Below are 19,949 nucleotides of genomic sequence, written 5' to 3'. Positions count from 1 at the left end.
CCAGGCAGGCGGGGACAGCGCCCCGAGCCCTCACGCGCCGGAGGCCAACGCGTCCCTCCGTGGCTGGATCCCGGAGGGCACCGCACGGGCGCGTGCCGGTGTTCCCGTCCAGCAGGTGCCTCGCCGGGCGAGGAGGCGGTGGAGCCAGAGTTCCAGGGAGACCAGGTCGGCCAGGCCGTCCAGGGGGAGGGCTGCGCCGTCGGCCGCCGCGCGGAGCGCCTTGCGGACGACGCGGGCCTCCACCAGGCCGGCGTCGGCCAGCAGGGGGGTGGCGAAGAGGTCCTGGAGGGGGTCGGCGGCCACGCGCAGGCCCGTGCGTGCGGCCGCCGCCGAGGAGGCGTGGGAGGGGGCGCCCCAGCCGGGCGGGAGGTCGGTGACACCGGCGCCCTCCAGGACCCTGCGGAGGATGGAGGAGCGGGCGCCCGGCTGGACGCGCAGCGCCTCCGGGAGGGCGCGGCAGGCGCGCACGACCTGGTTGTCGAGGAACGGCGCGTGCAGGCGCTGGGAGCGGATCTCGGCGGCCTGTTCCAGGACGCGCAGGTCGGCGGCGTGGCGGGCGAGGGCGGCACGCGCGCGGTACTCGCCGGGACGCTGGACGCCGGTTGCCGAGCGGTCCGCCTCCGCCTGCAGCAGAACCGATACTTCGGCCAGCGCCTCCCCCGTCAGCCAGCGCGCCGCCGGCCCCGGTCTCGCCCAGGCCAGCGCGGCGAGGGACGCGCCGACCGCTCCCTGGGGCTCGTCGAACCGGCGCCGCATCAGCCGCTCGGCCAGCGCCTCCAGGCCGGCCCGGTAGGGCGTGCGGGCGAGCCGGCGGGCGGCGCCGTACACGCGCGCGGGGACCATCACCGAGCCGTCGGCCTTGGCGAGCGCGGCGACCGGGCGGACCAGGTGCCGCCGTTGGCGGTCCATCAGGAGGTCGGCGAGGCGGGCGGGGTGGGCGTCCAGGACCTGGCGGGCGCCGTGGCCGGTGAAGTGGTCGGCGCTGCCCGCGGCGAGCCGGGCGCGGTGCCGGACGGCGGTCACCAGCGAGGGTCCGGGTTCGTCGGTGAGGGGGCCGTCGAGGTCGGCGTACGGCAGGGTCTCCTCGGCGCCGGTCACGACGACGTGGTGCAGGCGCGGGTTGGCGGCGAGCGCGCCGGCGCGCTCCAGTTCGGCCTCGCGGCCGCCGACGGCCAGGTCGTTGAAGGTGACGGCGAGGAGCCGTTCGCCCGCGCCCGTGCCGTGGCCGAGGAGCGTGCCGGGTCTGCCGGGCAGCCCGGCGGCCAGCAGCGCGAGGGTGCCGGAGGCGGGGCCGCCGGAGAGGTCGGCGCCGATGCCGGGCACGGGCATCCCGCGCCGGGCCCGCCGCTCGGCCGGTCCCATGCCGGGCACCGGGCCGGGGTCGAGGTCGGGCACGTGCCGGGGCGCCGACAGCCGGGTGCGCACCGCCTCCACCAGAGCGTCCCGTACGGCGTCCACGGCACGGTCGGGCTCGGCGGGGGGCGCGGCCACCGCGAGGGAGGCGACCGGCTCGTACCCGGCGATCTCGCGCGCCCCGGCACGCAGCACGAGTGCGTGCCCCGGCGGAATGCGCCGTACGCCCTCGTACGGGGTGGTGTCGCGCAGCGCGGCCGGTACGTCCGGGGCGGCGAGCAGGGCGGCCAGGTGGGCGAAGTCGAGATTGGCCTCGATGAGGTCGGCGAGGGGCAGCGCGGCGGTGGCGTAGGCGGTGCCGCCGGCCCAGGGGGTGTGGAACACCGGGCGGGCGCCCGCGAGATCGCCGCAGACGGTGATGCGGCGGCCGACCTTGACGACGGCCGTGTAGCTGCCCGGCCAGCTCGTCAGATGGCGCAGGGCGCCCCCGCGCGCGGTGAACAGGCCGCGCCGCAGCTCCTCGTCGGAGGCGCCGCAGATGCCGAGGACGGCGAGGCGGTTGTCCCCGTCGGCCTTCACCAGGCGCACCTCGTCCGGGCGCCAGTCGCCGACGGCCCACAGCGGATCCGGGTCGCCCCACAGGAGCTGGGAGCCGACCGGGTGCAGGGTCTCGCCGTCGTAACCGGTGGCGCCCGCGGTGCCGATCCCGGCGACGCCCGCGGCGGTGCTGCTCCAACCCACCAACCACCGCATCGACGCCTCCACAGGCTGTGGACAACAGTGCACCGTACGAACCGGATCCCCATGCTGCCATGAGAGGCGCGTTGTGGAGGGGCGGCGGCACCGGCTTCGATCGAGGGAAATGCCCGGTGGGCATGCGGGCGGTGCGACTCGAATGCGCCCCCTGTACGCTCCCTCAAAACACCCTTCGCGCCCTCAAGTTGCATGGTCGGAGCACATGTCGGCCGCGACGGGCGGGGTCGATTTTCGGCCAAATTCGCTGAGCGATGGCGAACTTGAGCACGCTCCGTACAGGCCTGCGGAGCGCGTGGCGGCGCGAACACGCGCACAGTCCGGGAGGCGGGCATCGCCTCCCGGACCGGTCCGCCACCCGCGGGGATGAAGGTGGCGGTGTCCCCCAGCCCACTGGATCCAGTACAGCGGGCCGACCCACGCAAGAGTCATGGAACCGCTCCCCCGATGGCCGGAGAAGAGCGCACGGACGGGCGCACGGCCACACGGGCGGGGGCACGCGGCGACAGGCCGTGCACGGTGCGTACAGGACCGCACCTTCGTACGGACCACAATCCCGCCATCCGGAACAATGCCCCTTAACGCTTGGGATGCGGCGAACTACGCTGGGTTTACGAATGCCGCGTGGTTATGCCAGCGCGGCAGCCGTCTGTGTCGAGGGGTGGCGCATGTCCAGGGAGCAACGCGGGCCGAACGAAAAGCTCGGCGCCGTTCTCGCCCTCGCGGGAATCAGCAACGCAGGACTCGCACGGCGCGTCAACGACCTTGGTGCGCAGCGCGGGTTGACTCTTCGCTACGACAAGACCTCGGTGGCGCGCTGGGTGTCGAAGGGGATGGTGCCGCAGGGCGCGGCGCCGCACCTCATCGCGGCCGCCATCGGCCAGAAGCTCGGCCGCCCGGTGCCGCTCCACGAGATCGGCCTGGCGGACGCGGATCCCGCACCCGAAGTGGGCCTCGCCTTCCCCAGAGACGTAGGACAGGCGGTGAAGTCGGCGACGGAGCTGTACCGTCTCGACCTCGCCGGGCGCCGGGCCGGCTCCGGCGGCATCTGGCAGTCGCTCGCGGGATCGTTCGCAGTGAGCGCATACGCAACGCCTGCCTCACGTTGGCTGATAACCCCCGCCGACAGCTCGGTCGCGCGGGAGGCGGGCTCCGCCGAGGGCTCCGGCGCACCGATCAAAGTCGGCCACAGCGATGTGCAGAAGCTGCGGGAGGCCGCCGAGGACGCGAGGCGCTGGGACTCCAAGTACGGCGGCGGGGACTGGCGTTCATCGATGGTCCCGGAGTGCCTGCGGGTGGAGGCGGCGCCCCTGCTGCTCGGCTCCTACTCCGACGAGGTCGGCCGCGCGCTCTTCGGCGCCTCCGCCGAACTCACCCGGCTCGCGGGGTGGATGGCCTTCGACACCGGCCAGCAGGAAGCGGCGCAGCGGTACTACATCCAGGCGCTGCGCCTCGCGCGCGCGGCGGCGGACGTACCGCTGGGCGGCTACGTGCTGGCCTCCATGTCGCTGCAGGCGACGTACCGCGGCTTCGGCGACGAGGGGGTCGATCTGGCGCAGGCCGCGCTGGAGCGCAACCGCGGGCTGGCGACCGCGCGGACGATGAGTTTCTTCCGGCTGGTGGAGGCGCGGGCACACGCGCGTGCCGGGGACGCGCAGGCGGCCGGTGCGGCGCTGAAGGCGGCCGAGGGATGGCTCGAGCGGTCGCGGGAGGGCGACAACGATCCTTCTTGGCTTGGTTTTTATGGATATGACCGGTTTGCCGCCGATGCGGCCGAGTGCTACCGGGACCTGAAGGCACCTCGGCAGGTGCGGCGGTTCACGGAACAGGCGCTGTCCAAGCCGACCGAGGAGTTCGTGCGGTCGCACGGCCTGCGGCTGGTCGTGTCGGCCGTCGCCGAGCTGGAGTCCGGGAACCTCGACGCCGCCTGCGAGCAGGGGGTGCGGGCCGTGGAGGTGGCCGGGCGGATCTCGTCGGCGCGCACGACCGAGTACGTGAAGGACCTGCTGCACCGGCTGGAGCCGTACGGGGACGAGCCGAGGGTGGTGGAGCTGCGGGAGCGGGCCCGCCCGCTGCTGATGGCTCCGGCCTGAGAACCCTCACACGGGCGTTTGAAGGCGTTGTCAGTGGCGCAGTGCACTATCGAGGTGGGAGGTGGTGCAGGTGCCGGTCGGGGCGTACGACTGTGATGTGCTCGTGGTCGGTGGGGGGATCGTCGGGCTGTCCACGGCGTATGCGATCACGCGGGCCGCGCCGGGCACGGCGGTCACCGTGCTGGAGAAGGAGCCGGGGCCGGCCCGGCACCAGACGGGCCGCAACAGCGGGGTCATCCACAGCGGGATCTACTACCGGCCGGGCTCCCTCAAGGCGCGGTACGCGGTGCGGGGCGCTGCCGAGATGGTCAAGTTCTGCGCGGAGTACGGCATCGCGCACGCCGTCACCGGCAAGCTGATCGTCGCCACCGAGCGGGAGGAGCTGCCCCGTCTGCACGCACTCGTGCAGAGAGGCCGGGAGAACGGCATACCGGTGCGGGAGCTGGGCTCCGCACAGATCGGTGAGTACGAACCCGAGGTGCGCGGGCTCGCGGCGATACACGTCGGTACGACAGGGGTGTGCGACTTCGTCGGCGTGGCCCGGCAGCTGGCGCAGGCCTCCGGCGCCGAGATCCGGTACGGCGCCCGGGTCGTCCGGGTCGACCGGCGGCCCGAGCGGGGCGTGGCCGTGCTCACCTCGGGCGGCGACGTCGTACGCGCGCGCGTGCTGGTGAACTGCGCCGGGCTGTACTGCGACGAGATCGCGCGGCTGACCGGGGACGAGCCCGAGGTGCGGATCGTGCCGTTCCGCGGGGAGTACTACGAGCTGGCGCGGCCGGAGCTGGTGCGCGGGCTGGTGTATCCGGTGCCGGATCCGGCCTTCCCGTTCCTCGGGGTCCATCTGACCCGGGGCATCGACGGAGGGGTGCACATCGGCCCCAACGCGGTGCCGGCGCTGGCCCGGGAGGGGTACGGCTGGCGGGTTGTACGACCCCGGGAGCTGGCCGGGACCGTGACCTGGCCGGGGTCGTGGGCGATCGCCCGGCGGCACTGGAGACACGGCGCGGGGGAACTGCACCGCTCGCTGTCGAAGGGGGCGTTCCTGACGGCGGTGCGCAGGCTGCTGCCCGGGGTGCAGGCGGACGACCTGGTGCGGGCCCCTGCCGGGGTGCGGGCGCAGGCCGTGTTGCGGGACGGGACGCTGGTGGACGACTTCCTCATCCGGGAAGGGGCGCGGGCCGTGCATGTGCTGAACGCACCCTCGCCCGCGGCCACCGCTTCGCTGCCGATCGGGCGGGAGGTCGGACGCCGGGTGCTGGACATGCTCGAGAGGGCCACCTCGTAGGGCCCCGTAAAATCGGAAGCACTGTGTCTGAGTTCCTGAACGTCCCCGAAACCGCCTCGCCGACCCCCCACATCCCCGGCGTGTCCGTCCGGCACACCCGGGCCAAGGGGGAGCCGCGGTTCCCGGACGGGCCCAAAGCCGATCCCGCCGGGTCGCACTTCGAGCGGCGGATCCGGAGTTTCCAGCCGCGGCGGAGCAGGGTGACCGCGGGACAGGCGGACGCGCTGCAGCGGCTGTGGCCCACGTGGGGGCTGGACATCGACGGACAGCGGGTCATCGACCTGCGTGAGCTGTTCGGCAACGACCGGCCGGTCGTGCTGGAGATCGGGTTCGGCATGGGCGAGGCCACCGCGCAGATGGCCGCCGCCGACCCGGACACCAACATCCTCGCGGTCGACGTGCACACTCCGGGCCAGGGCAATCTGCTGGCTCTCGCCGACCGGGGCGGGCTGTCCAACGTCCGGGTGGGCAACGGGGACGCGATCATCCTGCTCCGGGAGATGCTCACCCCCGACGCCCTCGACGGGCTGCGGGTGTACTTCCCGGACCCCTGGCCCAAGAAGCGGCACCACAAGCGGCGGCTGATCCAGCCCGAGTTCCTGACGCTCGCCGCGACCCGGCTGAGACCCGGCGCGCTCGTGCACTGCGCGACCGACTGGGAGCCGTACGCCGAGCAGATGCTCGAGGTGCTCACCGCGCACCCCGACTTCGAGAACACGCAGGCGGACGGCGGTTTCGCGACGCGCCCCGAGTTCCGGCCGCTGACCCGTTTCGAGGGCCAGGGACTGGACAAGGGACATGTGGTGAACGATCTGCTCTTCCGGCGCGTACCGCACCAGGACCGGGCAGACCGAGCGGGTCGAGCACCCGAACCGCTTCAGGACCGATAAACCGCTCCAGCCCCTCGTCCCGCCACCGTTAGGGTCGATGCCGTGGCCACCAGTCCTCCGTTTCCGACGTATCCCCCGGGCGCCCACGGGCCCCTTCCGCTGCGCCATCCGCACTGGTGGCAGCGCAGGTGGGTGCGGTACGGAGCGCTGATCACCCTGCTCGCGCTGTCCGGGCTCGTCATCCTCGCGCTGGTGCGCAGGCAGACCGGCACCGAGGGGTTCCTCGTCGGGCTCGCTCTCGCCGTGCTGCCCGTGCCGTGGCTGATAGCGGCCTTCCGGTGGCTGGACCGGGTGGAGCCCGGCCCCTGGCGGAACCTGGTCTTCGCCTTCGCCTGGGGAGCGTGCGCGGCGGCGCTGATCGCCATCGTCGCCAACAGCTTCGCCACCAAGTGGATAGCCACCGCCACCGCCGATCCGGCCGGCGCCGACACCCTCGGCGCCACCGTGATAGCGCCCATCGTGGAGGAGTCCGCCAAGGCCGCCGCCGTCCTGCTCGTCTTCCTCTTCCGCAGACGTGACTTCACGGGGATCGTCGACGGAGTGGTGATAGCGGGCATCACCGCCACCGGGTTCGCGTTCACCGAGAACATCCTCTACCTGGGTACGGCCTTCGGCGCCGACCAGATGAGCGGCGGCCGCGGCATCGCCTCCGTCACCGCCGCCACCTTCTTCGTGCGCATCGTGATGTCGCCGTTCGCGCACCCTCTGTTCACCACTCTCACCGGCCTCGGCTTCGGCATCGCCGCGCTCTCCGCCGAGCGGCAGCGCGCCCGGCGCGCGCTGCTGCCGGTCTGCGGTCTGCTGCTCGCGATGAGCATGCACGCCTTCTGGAACGGCTCCTCCACCTTCGGCGAGTTCGGGTTCTTCGCCGTCTACGGCGGCTTCATGGTGCCCGTGTTCGGGCTGCTGACCTGGCTCGCGATCTTCACGCGGCAGCGGGAACTGCGGACCGTACGGGAGGAGCTGCCGGCGTACGTGCTGGCCGGGTGGCTGGGGCCGGCCGAGCCGTTCGCGCTCGGGTCGATGCGGGCGCGGCGGACGGCCCGTGACTACGCCCGGCACCACGGCGGCCGGCCGGCAGCGCGGGCGGTGGCGCAGTACGAGGCCTACGCCACCTCGCTCGCCTTTCTGCGGCACCGGGGGCGCAAGGGGAAGGCCGGGGCCGACTTCGTCGTACGGGAGCGGGAGCTGCTGGACGAGCTGTGGAAGCGACGGGAGCTGGCGCGGCCGGCCCTGGAGTACGCGGCGAGGGCGTCGCTTCCGGTCCCGGCCCGCTGGGCGGCGATGCCCGCGGCGCCGGGGCCGGGGCCGGGTCCCGGGTATCCGGCGGTGCAGATGCCTGCGGCGTCCGGGCCGGCGTACGGGTATCCGGCGGCGCCGTACTCCGCGTACAACCCGTACCGGTCCTAGCCGGCCGGATTGCGGAGGGCCCGGCACCGCCGGAATCCGCGAGAGGGTGACCCAGGCGGAGGGAGAGGGTGACCTAGGCGGAGGCGTCCGTCAGCTTCTGCACTTCCTCCCCCGTCAGTTTCAGGCCCACCGCGTCCAGGAGGGCCGGGAGCTGGTCCACCGTGCGGGCCGAGGCGATCGGGGCCGTGATCGTCGGCTGGGCCAGGAGCCAGGCGAGGGCGACCCGGGCGACGGGGGCGTCATGGGCGGCGGCGATCTCGTCCAGGGCCGCCAGCACCTTCTGGCCGCGCAAGGACTCCGCGTACTGCTGGGCCCGGCTCGCGCGGGCGCTGTCGACCTTGGTGCCGGGGCGGTACTTGCCGGTCAGGAAGCCCGAGGCCAGCGAGAAGTAGGACACCGCGGACAGCCCCTCCTTGGCGGCCAGGTCCTGCAGCGGGCCCTCGTAGGTGTCGCGGGAGACGAGGTTGTAGTGGGGCTGGAGGGCGACATAGCGGGCCAGGCCCTCGCGGTCGGAGAAGTCCAGGGAGGCCTGCAGGCGCTCGGGGCTGATGTTGGAGGCGCCGATCTGGCGGACCTTGCCCGCCTTCACCAGCTCGTCCAGCGCGCCGATGATCTCCTCGACCGGGATCTCGGGCTTGTCGAAGTGGGTGTAGTAGAGGTCGATGTGGTCGGTGTCCAGGCGGCGCAGGGAGGCGTCGGCGGCGGCCTTGATGTTGGCGGCGGACAGGCCCTGGAACTCGGGGTGCTGGCTGACCTTGGTGGCGATGACGACGTTGTCGCGGTTGCCGCGGGCCTTGACCCACTTGCCGATGATCGTCTCGGACTCGCCGCCCTTGTGGCCCTCGATCCACGCCGAGTAGGAGTCGGCGGTGTCGATGAAGTTGCCGCCGGCCGCCGTGTAGGCGTCGAGGACGGCGAAGGAGGTCTCCTCGTCGGCGGTCCAGCCGAAGACGTTGCCGCCGAGGCAGAGCGGGAAGACCTCGAGGTCGGAGGAACCGAGTGTGCGCAGAGAAGTCATGCTCCAAGTCAACGCCGACGGTGGATGATCGCATTCCACCGTCGGCGGCGGGATCCCGCGGATGGAGCAGTGGGGCTCAGGGGTTGAGGCCCTTGTCGCGCAGCCACGGCGCCGGGTCGATGGCGGTGGCCTGGCCGTTCGGGTGGACCTCCAGGTGCAGGTGCGGGCCGGTGACGTTGCCGGTGGCGCCGACCCGGCCGATGACCTGGCCGGTGGAGACCTTCTGGCCGACGGAGACGTTGATCGAGGACTGGTGGCAGAACCACAGCTCGGTGCCGTCGTCGAGGGTGATGACGGTGCGGTAGCCGTAGGCGCCGGCCCAGCCGGCCTGGGTGACCGTGCCGCTGTGGACGGCCTTGATGAGGGTGCCGGTGGGGGCGGCGAAGTCGAGGCCGGTGTGGTAGCCGGAGGACCACATGGCGCCGGGCTGCCCGAAGGTGCCGGTGATCGTGTACGAGACGACCGGCAGCGTGTACTCCTTGGCCAGCTCGGCCAGCCGCTTCGCCTCGGCGGCCTGCTGGGCGTCGGCCTCCGCCTGCTGCTTGGCGGCGGCGGCCTTGGCGGCGGCCTCCTTCTCCGCCTTGGCGGCCGCGTCGGCGGTCTGCTGGTCGGCCGCGGCGATCGCGGCGGCGGTGACCTTGCTGCTCGCCTGGCCCTTCTGCTGCTCGGCCTGGGCCATGATCCGGTTGCGCAGGGCCTCGCCGGCGTTGCTGCCCTCGGCGCTGTCGGTGCTCACGCCGACCTTGCTGAGGCCGGTGGCGGTGGCCTGGGACGCGTCGGAGGAGCCGCCGCCGAAGACGTGCTCGACGGAGTCCAGGTCCGGCAGGGATATGGAGACCGGCGGCTTGCCGGTGTTGGCGCTGGCCATGCCGCCCGCGCCGACCGCGGCCATCACGCCGACGCCGAGGACGGTGGAGCTGCGCGCGAAGCCGCCGCGCTGCTTGGCGACGCGGTGCCGGCCACGGACCGCGGCGACGGAGTCCTCGGTGGGGTTCCACTCCTCCCAGGGCCCCTCCTCGGCGCGGTAGGCGCCGTAGCCGAAGGTCTCCGGCTGGGCTTGCGAGGGCACGAACGGGGCTTCTGGGGCGGGCCGGTTGGACGCCACTCGGGCGTACTCCTTTCCTTCCTCCGCCTACCGGGTTAGCTGACGGGTTCGGAGCAGGAAGGTCTCCTACGCGCGTATACCAACTGTGGCATTCGTGCGATTCACCCCAAGGTGGTGGTTCCCCGGTTCCCTCGCGGGATTCGGCGCGTGCGCACGGAGCCGCCTCTTGTGACGGCTGGGACGACCGCGCTGCGTTATCGAACGTTAATAGACCTGAGAGTCACTTTCCAAGCCGTTCGGCTTGATCATTAACCTTTTCGACCGCGGACCAATCGGCCAGGAGCGCTGCAAATCGGGCGAGTTGGCCACGGTTCATGAGCGTCGGAGTTTTTGATGGTGTCTCAGATGTTATGCGGAGGGCGGTCGTCCGGTCACCGTCCGTGAAGTCGATCACCCGTGCCGGGAAAGCGGTGTGCATGCCGCCCTGAGCATGGGGTACTCTGGAGTCACAACGACGCGGGGTGGAGCAGCTCGGTAGCTCGCTGGGCTCATAACCCAGAGGTCGCAGGTTCAAATCCTGTCCCCGCTACTGAAGACTCAGGGCCGGAAGCCAGAGATGGTTTCCGGCCCTGAGTGTTTTCCCTGCCCCCGTTTTCCGCGTCATCCCAGCAAGTGGGCGTTCGGTGCCTTGGCGAGTCCCGCCAGCTCAGGCAGTACGACCACCTCGGCACCGCCCTTGACCAGGACGCCCGTCCCGTCGGCCGCCGCCACGAACGTGTCCGGCTCCTGCCACGCCGTGACCACCCTGCGCACCCCCGCCCGGAGAATCAGCTCGGCACAGGGCGCGGGCCGCGAGGCCCGCCGGGAACACGGCTCCAGGCTGCTGTAGACGGTGGCGCCGCCCAGCCGGGGCTCGGCCGGGTCGATCTTCGCCAGCGCGGCCTCCTCCGCGTGGACCACGGGATCCCCGCCCTCCCGGGAGTGGCCACGGGCCAGCTCCGTGCCGTCGGCCGCGACCACCACCGCGCCGACGCTGAACGCCGTCCGGGACGGCGGGCACTGGGCGGCGAGCTCGCAGGCGGTGCGCAGCCAGTGCCGGTCGGCGGCGGTGGCGACCGCGCCCGCGCCCGGGGCCGTGGGCTCGTAGCGCATGAGGACCACGTCCTCGATACGTCGGGTCTCGGTCAGGCGCAGCCGGCCGGCCTGATAGCCGCCGGGACCGAACAGTCGGGGCGCGGCCGGGTCGCCGACGAACAGCGGCGCGAGGACCAGCTGGAGCTCGTCGGCGAGGCCCAGCTGCAGCAGCTGGGTGTGGACCGTGCCGCCGCCCTCGACCATCAGCCGCCCGATGCCGCGCACGTCGTGCAGGTGGGCCAGCAGGGCCCGCCAGTCGAGGCCGGGGCCGAGCGGGACGACGTCGGCGGCGTCACCGACGCGCCGGAGCGCGCGCTCGGCGCCCGCGTCGGTCGTGTAGACGAGCTTCGCGCCGCCGGTGCGCCAGAAGTTGGCGTCGGGGTCGAGGTCGCCGGTGGCGGTGACGGTGACCTTCAGCGGGTACTCCGGCCGGCCCTCCCGCACCCGCGCCGCGCGGCGCTCGACGGAGTTGACCAGCAGCCGCGGGTTGTCGGCGCGGATCGTGCCGGCGCCGATCAGGATGGCGTCGACCGAGGCCCGTACCGCGTCGACCCGGTCGAAGTCGGCCGGGCTGGACAGCAGGAGCCGGTCGGGGCCGGTGTCGTCCAGGTAGCCGTCGAGAGAGACGGCGGCGGACAGCAGCACGTACGGGTACGACATCGGCGCGGTCTCCCTGGAGGCGAGTCTTGGTTCAAGTTTGAAACAAACTTACACTGGCGGCATGACGACCCGCTGGCTCAGCCCCGAGGAGCAGCGCGCCTGGCGCGCGTACATGGCCGCGACGCACCTCCTGGAGGACGCGATCGACCGACAGCTCCAGCAGGACGCCGGCATGCCGCACCTGTTCTACTCCGTGCTGGCCAACCTGTCCGAGGCGGCCGACCGGCGGCTGCGGATGACCGATCTCGCCGAGAAGCTGAAGATCACGCGCAGCAGGCTGACGTACGCGGTGACCCGGCTGGAGCGGGACGGGCTGGTGCGCCGGGAGGACTGCCGCTGGGACAAGCGCAGCAGCATCGCCGTGCTGACGGACGAGGGGATGGCCGTACTGGAGCGTACGGCGCCCGGGCATGTCGAGACCGTGCGCGCCACCCTGTTCGACCGGCTCACGCCGGAGCAGGTGGGGCAGCTGGAGGAGATCTGCACGGGGATCGCGCGCGGGCTGCAGGGCGAGGGCGCCGAGCCCGGAACGGAGGACCTGCCCTGGCGGCGCCGTTCCTCCTGTTCGTGATCGCGGCGGATGCGGACGATGCCCCGAATTCCGTTGCTTTAACTTTGAAGCATGAGGTAGGGTCCCCTGCGTACCGCTGCTTCAAATCTGAAGCACATGCCCGCACCCGGAGGGACCCGCATGCCCGACACCCCCGCCGCCACGCCGCGCGCCCGCGTCCGGGTACCGCTGCGCTTCGACGACGGCTACAGCGTCGACGCCGAACTCGTCACGTTCCACAGTCTGGCCGACGGCCAGGAACACGTCGCCGTCGTCCTCGGCGACCCCGCCCCCGGCACCGTCCCGCTGGTGCGCCTGCACTCCGAGTGCCTGACCGGCGATGTCTTCGGTTCGGCCCGCTGCGACTGCGGACCCCAGCTGCGCGAGGCCGTCGAACGCATCGCCGACCGCGGTGGCGTCCTGCTCTACCTCCGCCAGGAGGGCCGGGGCATCGGCCTCTACAACAAGCTCGACGCCTACGCCCTCCAGGACCAGGGCCTCGACACCTACGAGGCGAACGCCGCGCTCGGCCTGCCGGAGGACGCCCGCGACTACACGGCCGCCGCGCAGATGCTCGCCGCGCTCGGCATCGGGGAACTGGACCTGCTGTCCAACAACCCCGACAAGGCGGAGCAGTTGCGCGCACTGGGCGTGGTCGTACGGGACCGGGTGCCGACCGGTGTCTTCACCACGGCCCACAACGTCCGTTACCTGCGCGCGAAGGTCCTCCAGACCCGGCACACACTGCCGCTGGCCGAACTCAACGTGGGCTGAAAGGCCCGCGCCGGTCTCGGTACGGAACGGATCTGCCGGTCACGTCACCGCACCTGCCGACGGCCCGGGAACAGGAGGGCCGGTACGGCGTACGCGGTGCGAAAGCCGGCCGGGTGCAGGCCCGCCGTACCGAGCATCACCGACAGCACGGCCGTGCCAACGGACGCGCTCAGCTGGGAGTTGATGCTCAGCGTGGTGCTCGCCGCGGCGAGCCGCTCGGCGGGCAGGCCTCGGCTCGCGGCGGTCATCGTCGGCATCAGGACCATGCCGGTGCCGACGCCCACCACCATCGCCGACGCGACCATCCGTCAGGACGCGACGCCGGGCACCCCCACCTGCCAGGCCGTCAGCGCCATCCCGAGGGCGGCCACCGCGATCCCGGTCCCGACCAGCCGGCCTGGTGCCACCGTGTCGATCCGGCGCGCGGCGATCCGCACGGTCGTACCGACGACGAGACCGACCGGCGCGCCCAGCGGACGAAGGCCGCGGTGAGGGCCGCGCCGGCGAGCACCGGCACGAGGGCACCGGGCCCGCTGAGGTCACCGCGCTCGCCGCCCCGGGCGAGGCCGTACAGCAGCAGGGCGAGTCCGGGAGACAGCATCAGCAGCCCGGGGAGATCCAGCCGGGCACCGGGCCTTCCGGGCTCGGGAGTCCTTCCGGGCTCGGGAGTCCTTCCGGGCTCGGGAGTCCTTCCGGGCTCGGGGGTCCGCAAGAAGCGGGCTCGTCCGCTCACGCACGGACCCGGAAACGACGCAGCGCCCGGGCCGACCGAAGCCGACCCGGGCGCTGCACAGCAGGTCAGAGGGGATAACCCCTCCCCCGCACCTGTAGGCCCTGTGGGACTCGAACCCACAACCAATGGATTAAAAGTCCTGGCCAAGGCTTGCCGGGTGGTTCCGGGCCGTGCTTCGGGGTCCGGAACCACCTGGTCAGGGCATGTGCGCCGTGACGGGCGGTGTGGCTCGTGACAGCTCGTGCCGCATCGTCCGCTCACGCATCGCTCACGCAAAAAGAACCTGCTGAGCAGCGCGTTCAGTACCAATGAGCGCAGTACTACTGCTTCAAAATGCTCATGATCTCGGCCGCTTTGGCGATTGCGACCCGCGGCCCGTATGCGGCCGCAGCAGCCACCACAGCTACAGCGGCCGCCAAGACGGTCTCGACTCCTGAGGGAAGCCCCGTCAGAACGGCCAGGCAAACCGCTGCTACTGGAGCGGAGACCACGGCAACCAGCCGAAGCCCTTCTCGGTTGGCCACCGGAACCGTGCCTCGAAGCCTCTGCTCTGGCAGAAGCCTGCCAGCGTTTCCGGCAGCGTAGCTGTTGCCGATCTTGGCGAGCAGCGCGGCCAGACTGCGGAGCCCACCAATGCCCTTGGTGTCAACCTGCGCCTCGGCAAGCTGCAGTTTTGCCACTACGAGGGCGGCGTGACGCTTTGTGCTGCGCTGCCGGGGAGATCCACGCCTGACGCTGTTCGAGATCCGGTGGACCCGCAGAAGCGACCGCCGAACGATGGAGCACGTGTCATCCAGATGCCGAAGCGCCTGATGCCTGGCGCTCGTATCCGCGCTGGCCACAGCCTCGCACGCCTCGATGGCAGCCATGATCGAGAGCAGGAATCTGTAACCCACGATGGCCTTGCCACGCCGGGCGGCCCACATCAGGAGGGGCAACGTCACACCAGCGAGCATCAGCGCCGGTGGCCTCAGGTCCGGTTGCACCCGCTGAGTGTCGATGGTTTTGATCACGGCGATCAACAGGTCGAAGGCCCCCATGCTGACCGCGAAGGTGAGCAGTTGATAGCGGAGTTTTACGGATCCGGCGGTCTTCCGGCCAGCCTCACGGAGATCATGGATCGGCAGGTCTGCCAAACCAAGCCGTTGGAGCGCCTGAGCTGTCGGCGCTATGTCCCGATCGGCAACCCTCGCGTTCCAGGCCGACCACCACTCTTGTATCCGGCGGATCCGACGCGCGACCCAGGCAAGCGATCGGTACGTCACCATCACTATGGCAACGAGTAACACAGCTCCGATGACCGACCGCTGGATCGCGGCTATGCGCTCCAAGTCGATGTGCATAGGAGGATCCTGGCGTGGAGCGCTGACACTCGCTGCCGACTCGACCTAGTTTGGTGCCGCTTGGTGGGGGCGCCGTGGTGTGTTCGAGAGACCTTGGGGGCATGAAGCCAGACATGGCCGATCTGATCACGAAGTGGGCGATGGAGGTAGCCGAATCCGAGCTCGCCGCTGAGCTTCCCCGGAGGTGGGCCCATACGCAAGGAGTGGCCGAGCGCGCCACCGAAGTCCGGGGGCTTCTCGGGGAGCACAGCGCTCTTCTCGTCGCTGCCGCCACCCTGCACGACATCGGGTACGCACCTCGGCTGGCCGTGACCGGGTTCCACCCGCTGGACGGGGCAAGGTTCCTCCGTGACGAGCATGGGGCCGACGAGCGGCTGGTGCGGCTGGTCGCGAACCACTCTTTTGCCCTGCTGGAGGCTGAGGAGCGCGGGCTGCGGGACGAGTTGGCGTCGGAGTTTCCGTTGCTGGAGGAGCCGTTACTGGTGGACGCTCTCGTCTACTGCGACATGACGACGACGCCCGACGGCGCCCGGACCAGTGCGCCGGAGCGGATCGCGGAGATCAACAGTCGGTATGGCGCGGACAGTGTGGTCGGCCGGTTCATCCGCCGTGCGGCCCCTGAGATCCTCTCTTCTGTGGAAAGGGTGGAGGCGGCGCTGGCGGCTCAGCCGAGGTAGGGATAGGTGCCGGCCAGGTAGTCCCCGATCTGCTGGCGCATGCTCGGGTGGATGTCGTACTGGTCGAGGTCGGCCGGCTGGACGAAGCGCACCCCGTCGGCCTCGTCGTTGATCGTGGGAGCTCCGCCGATGGGACGGCCGATGTACGTGTTCTCGTACTGCTGGCGGATCTCTCCATCGCTGTAGGCGACGATGTGGTTCGGGTTGGTGTAGACGCCGAGGAAGCCCGTGATCTCGGCGATGATGCCGGTCTCTTCCAGACACTCGCGTACCGCGCACTCTGCCGCGGTCTCGCCGATGTCCTGTGCGCCCCCGGGAAGCGCCCACTGGCCGGTGTCACGGCGGCGCTGGAGAAGAATGGCTCCGGCCTCGTCGACGACGAGCAGGTTGCTGGCAGGGATGAGGGTGTTTGCCTTCGGGGCGGCCGGGTCGTTGTAGTACTCAGTCCTGCCCATGGGCGGTGGTCCTCTCGTGGTCGGGCGTCCACGGCCGCGCGGCGGCCCAGACGGCATCGAAGCTCTGAGCGTAACTGTCGAACCACCCAGTGCCTTCAGTCCTCTTGAGGTGGAGCAGGGGGTTGGCGCTGGCCGGTTGCCCCCAGATGTGGGGGTTGACCAGGAGGTTGTCGTCGTAGCGGAACATGGACGTGTAGAGCGTGGTGTCGTGGAGGCGTACGGCACACCCTGCCTCGCCCAGCAGGGGTCGGTAGTACGTCAGTGATGCTCGGATCTTGGCAGCAAGAGTGTCGCCGATTCCCTCTTCGCGGCCTCGGATCGCGACGGCCTGACCGTCCGGGTCACCGAAGCACAGGCGCACCCGGACCCCCTCCGCCGCGCGCTCGGAGAGCATCTTGGCTACGTGCGGATTGGACTGCGCGAAGAACGTGCCGGAGAAGACGAGGACACCGATCTCGTGCTGGGCTTCGCGCAGCAGCGAGAGCCAGACGTCCCGCGGCACACTGGCCCGGTTCTGATAAGTGCCGACCAGTTCGGTGCCTAACCCGTCACGCGCTCGGCCGGGCCGTCGAGGCGACGCCGGCCAAAGGAAGGTCTCTTCCACGCGCAGGTGGCGGGCGACGCGGAAGCGATGCCGTGCGTGTGGAACACGCCCTCCCAGCCACCGGCTCACCGTCTTGGGGTCCACCTCGCAGACTTCCGCGAGCGATTCGGGCGAGACGCCGCGCTGCGCGAGCACAGAGTGCAGTCGGTCGTTCACAGGAGCCATGGAAGCGGCCCCATGCATGATCGCGCAAGGACGTTATGGGACGTTGTCACGGAAGCAGAGCTCCGAAGGGACTGCCTACCCTGGCGCCATGGAGCTCATCGTCCTGTGGGACATCGACCACACCCTCATCGAGAACGCGGGGGTCAGCAAGGAGATCTACGCTGCCGCTTTCTCATCACTCGCGGGACGCGAACCGTCGGAGCCGGCGCGTACCGAGGGGCGCACGGATCGACTCATCATGCGCGACATGTTCCTTCGTGACGGGCTACCTGTACCCGAGTGGTCCGTCATCGAGGCCACCCTCGCGCAAGCTGGGCATGACCGCCTTGATGATCTGCGCCTGCGCGGGACGGCTTTGCCAGGGGTTCACGAGGTACTCAAGGCCGCTGCCGCACGAAGTGGTTGGGTCTCCTCTGTCCTGACCGGCAACATCGCCGCCAACGCTCAGGTGAAGCTTTCCGCATTCGGCCTCGACTCGCTGTTGGATCTGCCTGCTGGCGCCTACGGAGCAGACGCCGAGCTCCGTCCCCAACTTGTCGCGGTCGCGCGTGAACGCATACAGCAGCTCCGTGGCGTTGCGGCCGATGTGCCCGTCGTCCTGGTGGGAGACACCCCCCGCGACGTGGAAGCCGCCCTCGCCACTGGTTCCGCAATCCTTGCGGTCGCCTCTGGTGTCCACAGTGCCGAGGAGCTGGCCGCTGCCGGCGCCTACGACATCCTCCCCGACCTGTCGGACACCAGGCGGGTTCTCGGAATCCTGGAGTCCTTCGCGGACGCGTAAAACGTCCCAGGACGTCCTCGGACCGTCCCCGAACGCGGTGACGAGGTCCCCTGGCAGACCGCCACCATCGGGGTTCCCACCAGGCAGTCAGCCGAAGGAGCCCATGTGATCGGGGAAGTCACCGGGATCAGGAAGATCCGGATGCTGTACCTGCAGCTTCTGTACCGCTGCAACTTCACGTGCCTGCACTGCTTCCACGGCAAGCGACTTCAGTACGCCGACGCCTTCACCGCCGAGGAAGCCGTCAGACTCCTCACCCTGATGCGAGACGAATACGGCACGGAGGCCGTCACCCTCCTTGGCGGGGAACCGTTCGTCCACCGGGAGCTCCCGCAGGTCGTCCGCCACGCCAAGCAGGAACTGGGCCAGCGCGTCGAGATCTGCACCAACGGATACCGGATCGAGCGCCGCCTGACCGAGATCGCTCCGCACCTGGACCTGCTCCGGGTCTCCCTTGAGGGTGTCGGCTCGACCAACGACGGCATCCGCAAGCGCGGCAGCTACCAGAGCGCCCTCAGCTCACTCAGCCTGGCACGGGACCTCGGTGTCCCGACGGGCGCGACCATGACCGTGACCTCTCAGAACATCGGCGAGGTCCTTCCCCTCGCCAGCATCCTCGGGCAGCTCGGAGTCCGGCAACTGAAGCTCCACCACCTGCGGCCGGTAGGCAATGCCGCCGACCACCCCGAGCTGCTGGTCACTGACACGACCGCCTACGGCCGGCTCCGCGAAGAGCTCGCGCAGACCAGGCTGCCGCTTGAGGTGATCGTCGACGAGGACCTCTCCGAGCACGGTGCTCCGGAGGTCTGCGCTCCGCCCGGCGGTCCTCGCGAGATCGACCGGATCGAGGCCGACCCGCGCGGTGCGCTCACCATGTCCTGCAAGGCGGTGGGCAAGGACTCCCACGCGTTCTGGTACGAGAAGGCCGCGAACCGCATCGTTCACAGGCCCTCCGCCACCGACGAGCTCACGCTCTCCGTACCGGACGTGGTGTACGCCCGTGCCTGACCAGCCGAGATTCGAGAGCCTGGAAGGCTTACGGGGCACTGGGAAGTCGACGATCGCTCCGATGCTCGCCGTTGCCCGTCAAGCCGTCCTTGTGCCCACCGTGCCAGCCTTCTACCAGCCCCTCAGGCGCGAGGTGGACAGGCGGACGAACGTCGAGGCTCGGATGTGCCTCTACCTCTCCGCACTGTTCACAGCAGCCGAAGAGATCCAGCGGCTCCTCAGAAGCGGCGTTCCGGTTGTCGTGGAGAGCTATTTCGCCCGGTGCCTAACCAGCCACCGAGCCTTGGGCGCCCGGCTCGGCGTCACTCTGCCGGCCTGGCTGCCGACTCCCGTCACGTACTACCTCGTCTGCGCTGACGACGAACGCCGGCGCCGCCTCGCAGCCCGGGACAAGCCGATATCGCGATGGGACGCGCTGGCGGAGACCGTCACGGACCAAGTGGCGGATGCCTACGCCTCGTTCCCGATGCGACGCATCGACACCACGGGGCTCACCCCCGAACAAGTCCTCCGCGTGATCACCGCCACCGATACGCAAGGAGCGCCCTCCCATGCAGACACAGAGCTTGTGGGAGCACACCCTCACCTTCTTCCCTCAGTTCCTCGCGACCCTGCGGGAACGTGTTGCTCCTGACTCCACCGTCGCCGTCGTCGGTGCGAGCGACGGCAAGTTCGTCCTGCCCCTGGCCGCCGCCGGGTACCGCGTAGTGGCCATCGAACGCGACGCGCTCGCCGTGCATGGAGGTGAGGTACGCCTCCCGGGTGACAGCCAGGTGCACGCCATGGGGTTGATCGACCGGCTCAAGCTGGAGGAACTCCACGACCGTGTGCAGGTGATCGAAGAGGACTTCCTCTCGGGGAAACCTTTGGACGTGCCGTGCGAGGCGGTCTGGACGAGCTGCTCGTGGCACTACAGTGCCAACCACCACCGCCCTCTCGCCGAGTTCGTCGATCGCATGCAGCGCCTGGTCCGCCCGGGCGGTGTGTTCGGTGCGGAGTTCATGATGCCCGTGGAAAAGCGCCATCACTTGGTGGAGCACTACACCTCTCCGGAGCGCCTGCACCGTCACTTCCTCGGGGGCTGGGACGTGCTGCTCACCTTGCGCACGAACGAGTTCACCGAGCGGCCTCACATCGGCCAGCCACACGACCACATCCATCGCATGGGCCTGCTCCTGGCGGCCCGTTCGTCCACCCTCACCGACCGTCTCTGAGAGA

General features: G+C 70.7%; 20 protein-coding genes, 2 tRNA genes and 1 riboswitch. Of the genes, 12 read left to right on the top strand and 10 right to left on the bottom strand.

Going from position 1 to position 19,949, the window contains the following annotated elements; all coding sequences use genetic code 11:
* Positions 1-30: 30 nt before the first annotated feature.
* Entirely contained in the window at positions 31-2,106 is a 2,076-nt protein-coding gene (locus tag ACWC2T_RS09520) for an asparagine synthase-related protein (protein ID WP_450669792.1), read from the bottom strand.
* 668 nt (positions 2,107-2,774) lie between these two features.
* On the opposite strand from ACWC2T_RS09520, the gene ACWC2T_RS09515 reads away from it, so the two are divergent.
* The 4 genes from ACWC2T_RS09515 to ACWC2T_RS09500 all read left to right on the top strand — a co-directional run bounded on the left by ACWC2T_RS09515 (position 2,775) and on the right by ACWC2T_RS09500 (position 7,784).
* On the top strand, positions 2,775-4,199 hold the full coding sequence (locus ACWC2T_RS09515) for an MFS transporter (RefSeq protein WP_351208724.1): 1,425 nt from the start codon (positions 2,775-2,777) through the stop codon (positions 4,197-4,199).
* A gap of 61 nt (positions 4,200-4,260) precedes the next feature.
* Positions 4,261-5,484: an L-2-hydroxyglutarate oxidase gene (lhgO, locus tag ACWC2T_RS09510; RefSeq protein WP_450669791.1), complete on the top strand. Its 1,224-nt coding sequence runs from the start codon at positions 4,261-4,263 to the stop codon at positions 5,482-5,484.
* 23 nt (positions 5,485-5,507) lie between these two features.
* Positions 5,508-6,374 carry a tRNA (guanosine(46)-N7)-methyltransferase TrmB gene (gene trmB / locus ACWC2T_RS09505; protein WP_450669790.1) on the top strand — a complete coding sequence of 289 codons (867 nt, stop codon included), beginning with the start codon at positions 5,508-5,510 and terminating at the stop codon, positions 6,372-6,374.
* 42 nt (positions 6,375-6,416) lie between these two features.
* Complete coding sequence (locus tag ACWC2T_RS09500) at positions 6,417-7,784, top strand: PrsW family intramembrane metalloprotease (RefSeq protein WP_450669789.1); 1,368 nt, start codon at positions 6,417-6,419, stop codon at positions 7,782-7,784.
* 73 nt (positions 7,785-7,857) lie between these two features.
* Here ACWC2T_RS09500 and ACWC2T_RS09495 read toward each other — a convergent pair whose 3' ends face one another.
* Together ACWC2T_RS09495 and ACWC2T_RS09490 are read right to left on the bottom strand one after the other, a co-directional pair.
* Positions 7,858-8,802 carry an aldo/keto reductase gene (locus ACWC2T_RS09495; RefSeq protein ID WP_450669788.1) on the bottom strand — a complete coding sequence of 315 codons (945 nt, stop codon included), beginning with the start codon at positions 8,800-8,802 and terminating at the stop codon, positions 7,858-7,860.
* Positions 8,803-8,878: 76 nt separating this feature from the next.
* Positions 8,879-9,907 carry a M23 family metallopeptidase gene (locus tag ACWC2T_RS09490; protein WP_450669787.1) on the bottom strand — a complete coding sequence of 343 codons (1,029 nt, stop codon included), beginning with the start codon at positions 9,905-9,907 and terminating at the stop codon, positions 8,879-8,881.
* 9 nt (positions 9,908-9,916) lie between these two features.
* A riboswitch (cyclic di-AMP (ydaO/yuaA leader) is annotated at positions 9,917-10,063 on the bottom strand.
* Positions 10,064-10,362: 299 nt separating this feature from the next.
* On the opposite strand from ACWC2T_RS09490, the gene ACWC2T_RS09485 reads away from it, so the two are divergent.
* Positions 10,363-10,436, top strand: a tRNA-Met gene (locus ACWC2T_RS09485).
* 71 nt (positions 10,437-10,507) lie between these two features.
* Here ACWC2T_RS09485 and ACWC2T_RS09480 read toward each other — a convergent pair.
* Complete coding sequence (locus tag ACWC2T_RS09480; RefSeq protein WP_450669786.1) at positions 10,508-11,641, bottom strand: dihydrofolate reductase family protein; 1,134 nt, start codon at positions 11,639-11,641, stop codon at positions 10,508-10,510.
* Positions 11,642-11,702: 61 nt separating this feature from the next.
* Here ACWC2T_RS09480 and ACWC2T_RS09475 point away from each other — a divergent pair, with 61 nt between their 5' ends.
* Positions 11,703-12,212 (top strand): MarR family winged helix-turn-helix transcriptional regulator, encoded by a 510-nt coding sequence (locus ACWC2T_RS09475; RefSeq protein WP_450669785.1) that lies wholly within the window; start codon positions 11,703-11,705, stop codon positions 12,210-12,212.
* A gap of 120 nt (positions 12,213-12,332) precedes the next feature.
* Complete coding sequence (locus ACWC2T_RS09470; RefSeq protein ID WP_450669784.1) at positions 12,333-12,965, top strand: GTP cyclohydrolase II; 633 nt, start codon at positions 12,333-12,335, stop codon at positions 12,963-12,965.
* Positions 12,966-13,009: 44 nt separating this feature from the next.
* On the opposite strand, the gene ACWC2T_RS09465 is transcribed toward ACWC2T_RS09470, so the two are convergent.
* The 4 genes from ACWC2T_RS09465 to ACWC2T_RS09450 form a co-directional block, all read right to left on the bottom strand.
* Positions 13,010-13,270 (bottom strand): hypothetical protein, encoded by a 261-nt coding sequence (locus ACWC2T_RS09465; RefSeq protein WP_450669783.1) that lies wholly within the window; start codon positions 13,268-13,270, stop codon positions 13,010-13,012.
* A 3-nt stretch (positions 13,271-13,273) separates the two neighbouring features.
* A complete protein-coding gene (locus ACWC2T_RS09460) occupies positions 13,274-13,402 on the bottom strand; it encodes a hypothetical protein (RefSeq protein WP_450669782.1) in 129 nt (42 codons plus the stop codon).
* Between the two features lie 392 nt (positions 13,403-13,794).
* Positions 13,795-13,868 (bottom strand) — tRNA-Lys (locus ACWC2T_RS09455).
* A gap of 150 nt (positions 13,869-14,018) precedes the next feature.
* Positions 14,019-15,041 carry a hypothetical protein gene (locus tag ACWC2T_RS09450; RefSeq protein ID WP_382077161.1) on the bottom strand — a complete coding sequence of 341 codons (1,023 nt, stop codon included), beginning with the start codon at positions 15,039-15,041 and terminating at the stop codon, positions 14,019-14,021.
* Positions 15,042-15,154: 113 nt separating this feature from the next.
* Between ACWC2T_RS09450 and ACWC2T_RS09445 the strand changes: the two genes are divergently transcribed.
* Entirely contained in the window at positions 15,155-15,718 is a 564-nt protein-coding gene (locus tag ACWC2T_RS09445; protein ID WP_450669781.1) for an HD domain-containing protein, read from the top strand.
* Here ACWC2T_RS09445 and ACWC2T_RS09440 read toward each other — a convergent pair.
* Both ACWC2T_RS09440 and ACWC2T_RS09435 read right to left on the bottom strand, forming a co-directional pair.
* Positions 15,706-16,173 carry an NUDIX hydrolase gene (locus ACWC2T_RS09440; RefSeq protein ID WP_125499773.1) on the bottom strand — a complete coding sequence of 156 codons (468 nt, stop codon included), beginning with the start codon at positions 16,171-16,173 and terminating at the stop codon, positions 15,706-15,708. The two genes, ACWC2T_RS09445 and ACWC2T_RS09440, sit on opposite strands and share 13 nt — an antisense overlap.
* The gene (locus ACWC2T_RS09435) at positions 16,160-16,933 is read right to left on the bottom strand and encodes a helix-turn-helix domain-containing protein (RefSeq protein ID WP_185867937.1); all 774 of its coding nucleotides are present in this window, start codon (positions 16,931-16,933) and stop codon (positions 16,160-16,162) included. Before ACWC2T_RS09435 ends, ACWC2T_RS09440 begins: the two co-directional genes overlap by 14 nt.
* A gap of 97 nt (positions 16,934-17,030) precedes the next feature.
* On the opposite strand from ACWC2T_RS09435, the gene ACWC2T_RS09430 reads away from it, so the two are divergent.
* From ACWC2T_RS09430 to ACWC2T_RS09415, 4 genes are all read left to right on the top strand, one after another.
* Positions 17,031-17,723 (top strand): HAD family hydrolase, encoded by a 693-nt coding sequence (locus tag ACWC2T_RS09430; protein WP_125499774.1) that lies wholly within the window; start codon positions 17,031-17,033, stop codon positions 17,721-17,723.
* Positions 17,724-17,828: 105 nt separating this feature from the next.
* Entirely contained in the window at positions 17,829-18,731 is a 903-nt protein-coding gene (locus tag ACWC2T_RS09425) for a radical SAM protein (RefSeq protein WP_388576019.1), read from the top strand.
* Between the two features lie 61 nt (positions 18,732-18,792).
* On the top strand, positions 18,793-19,365 hold the full coding sequence (locus ACWC2T_RS09420; protein ID WP_125499776.1) for a hypothetical protein: 573 nt from the start codon (positions 18,793-18,795) through the stop codon (positions 19,363-19,365).
* Positions 19,283-19,945: a methyltransferase domain-containing protein gene (locus ACWC2T_RS09415; RefSeq protein ID WP_168132383.1), complete on the top strand. Its 663-nt coding sequence runs from the start codon at positions 19,283-19,285 to the stop codon at positions 19,943-19,945. Before ACWC2T_RS09420 ends, ACWC2T_RS09415 begins: the two co-directional genes overlap by 83 nt.
* Positions 19,946-19,949: the final 4 nt, after the last annotated feature.

Source organism: Streptomyces sp. NPDC001393 (genome assembly GCF_053597455.1).
The sequence above is the reverse complement of the archived record's forward strand: the minus strand, read 5'-3'. Positions and strand labels throughout refer to the sequence as shown.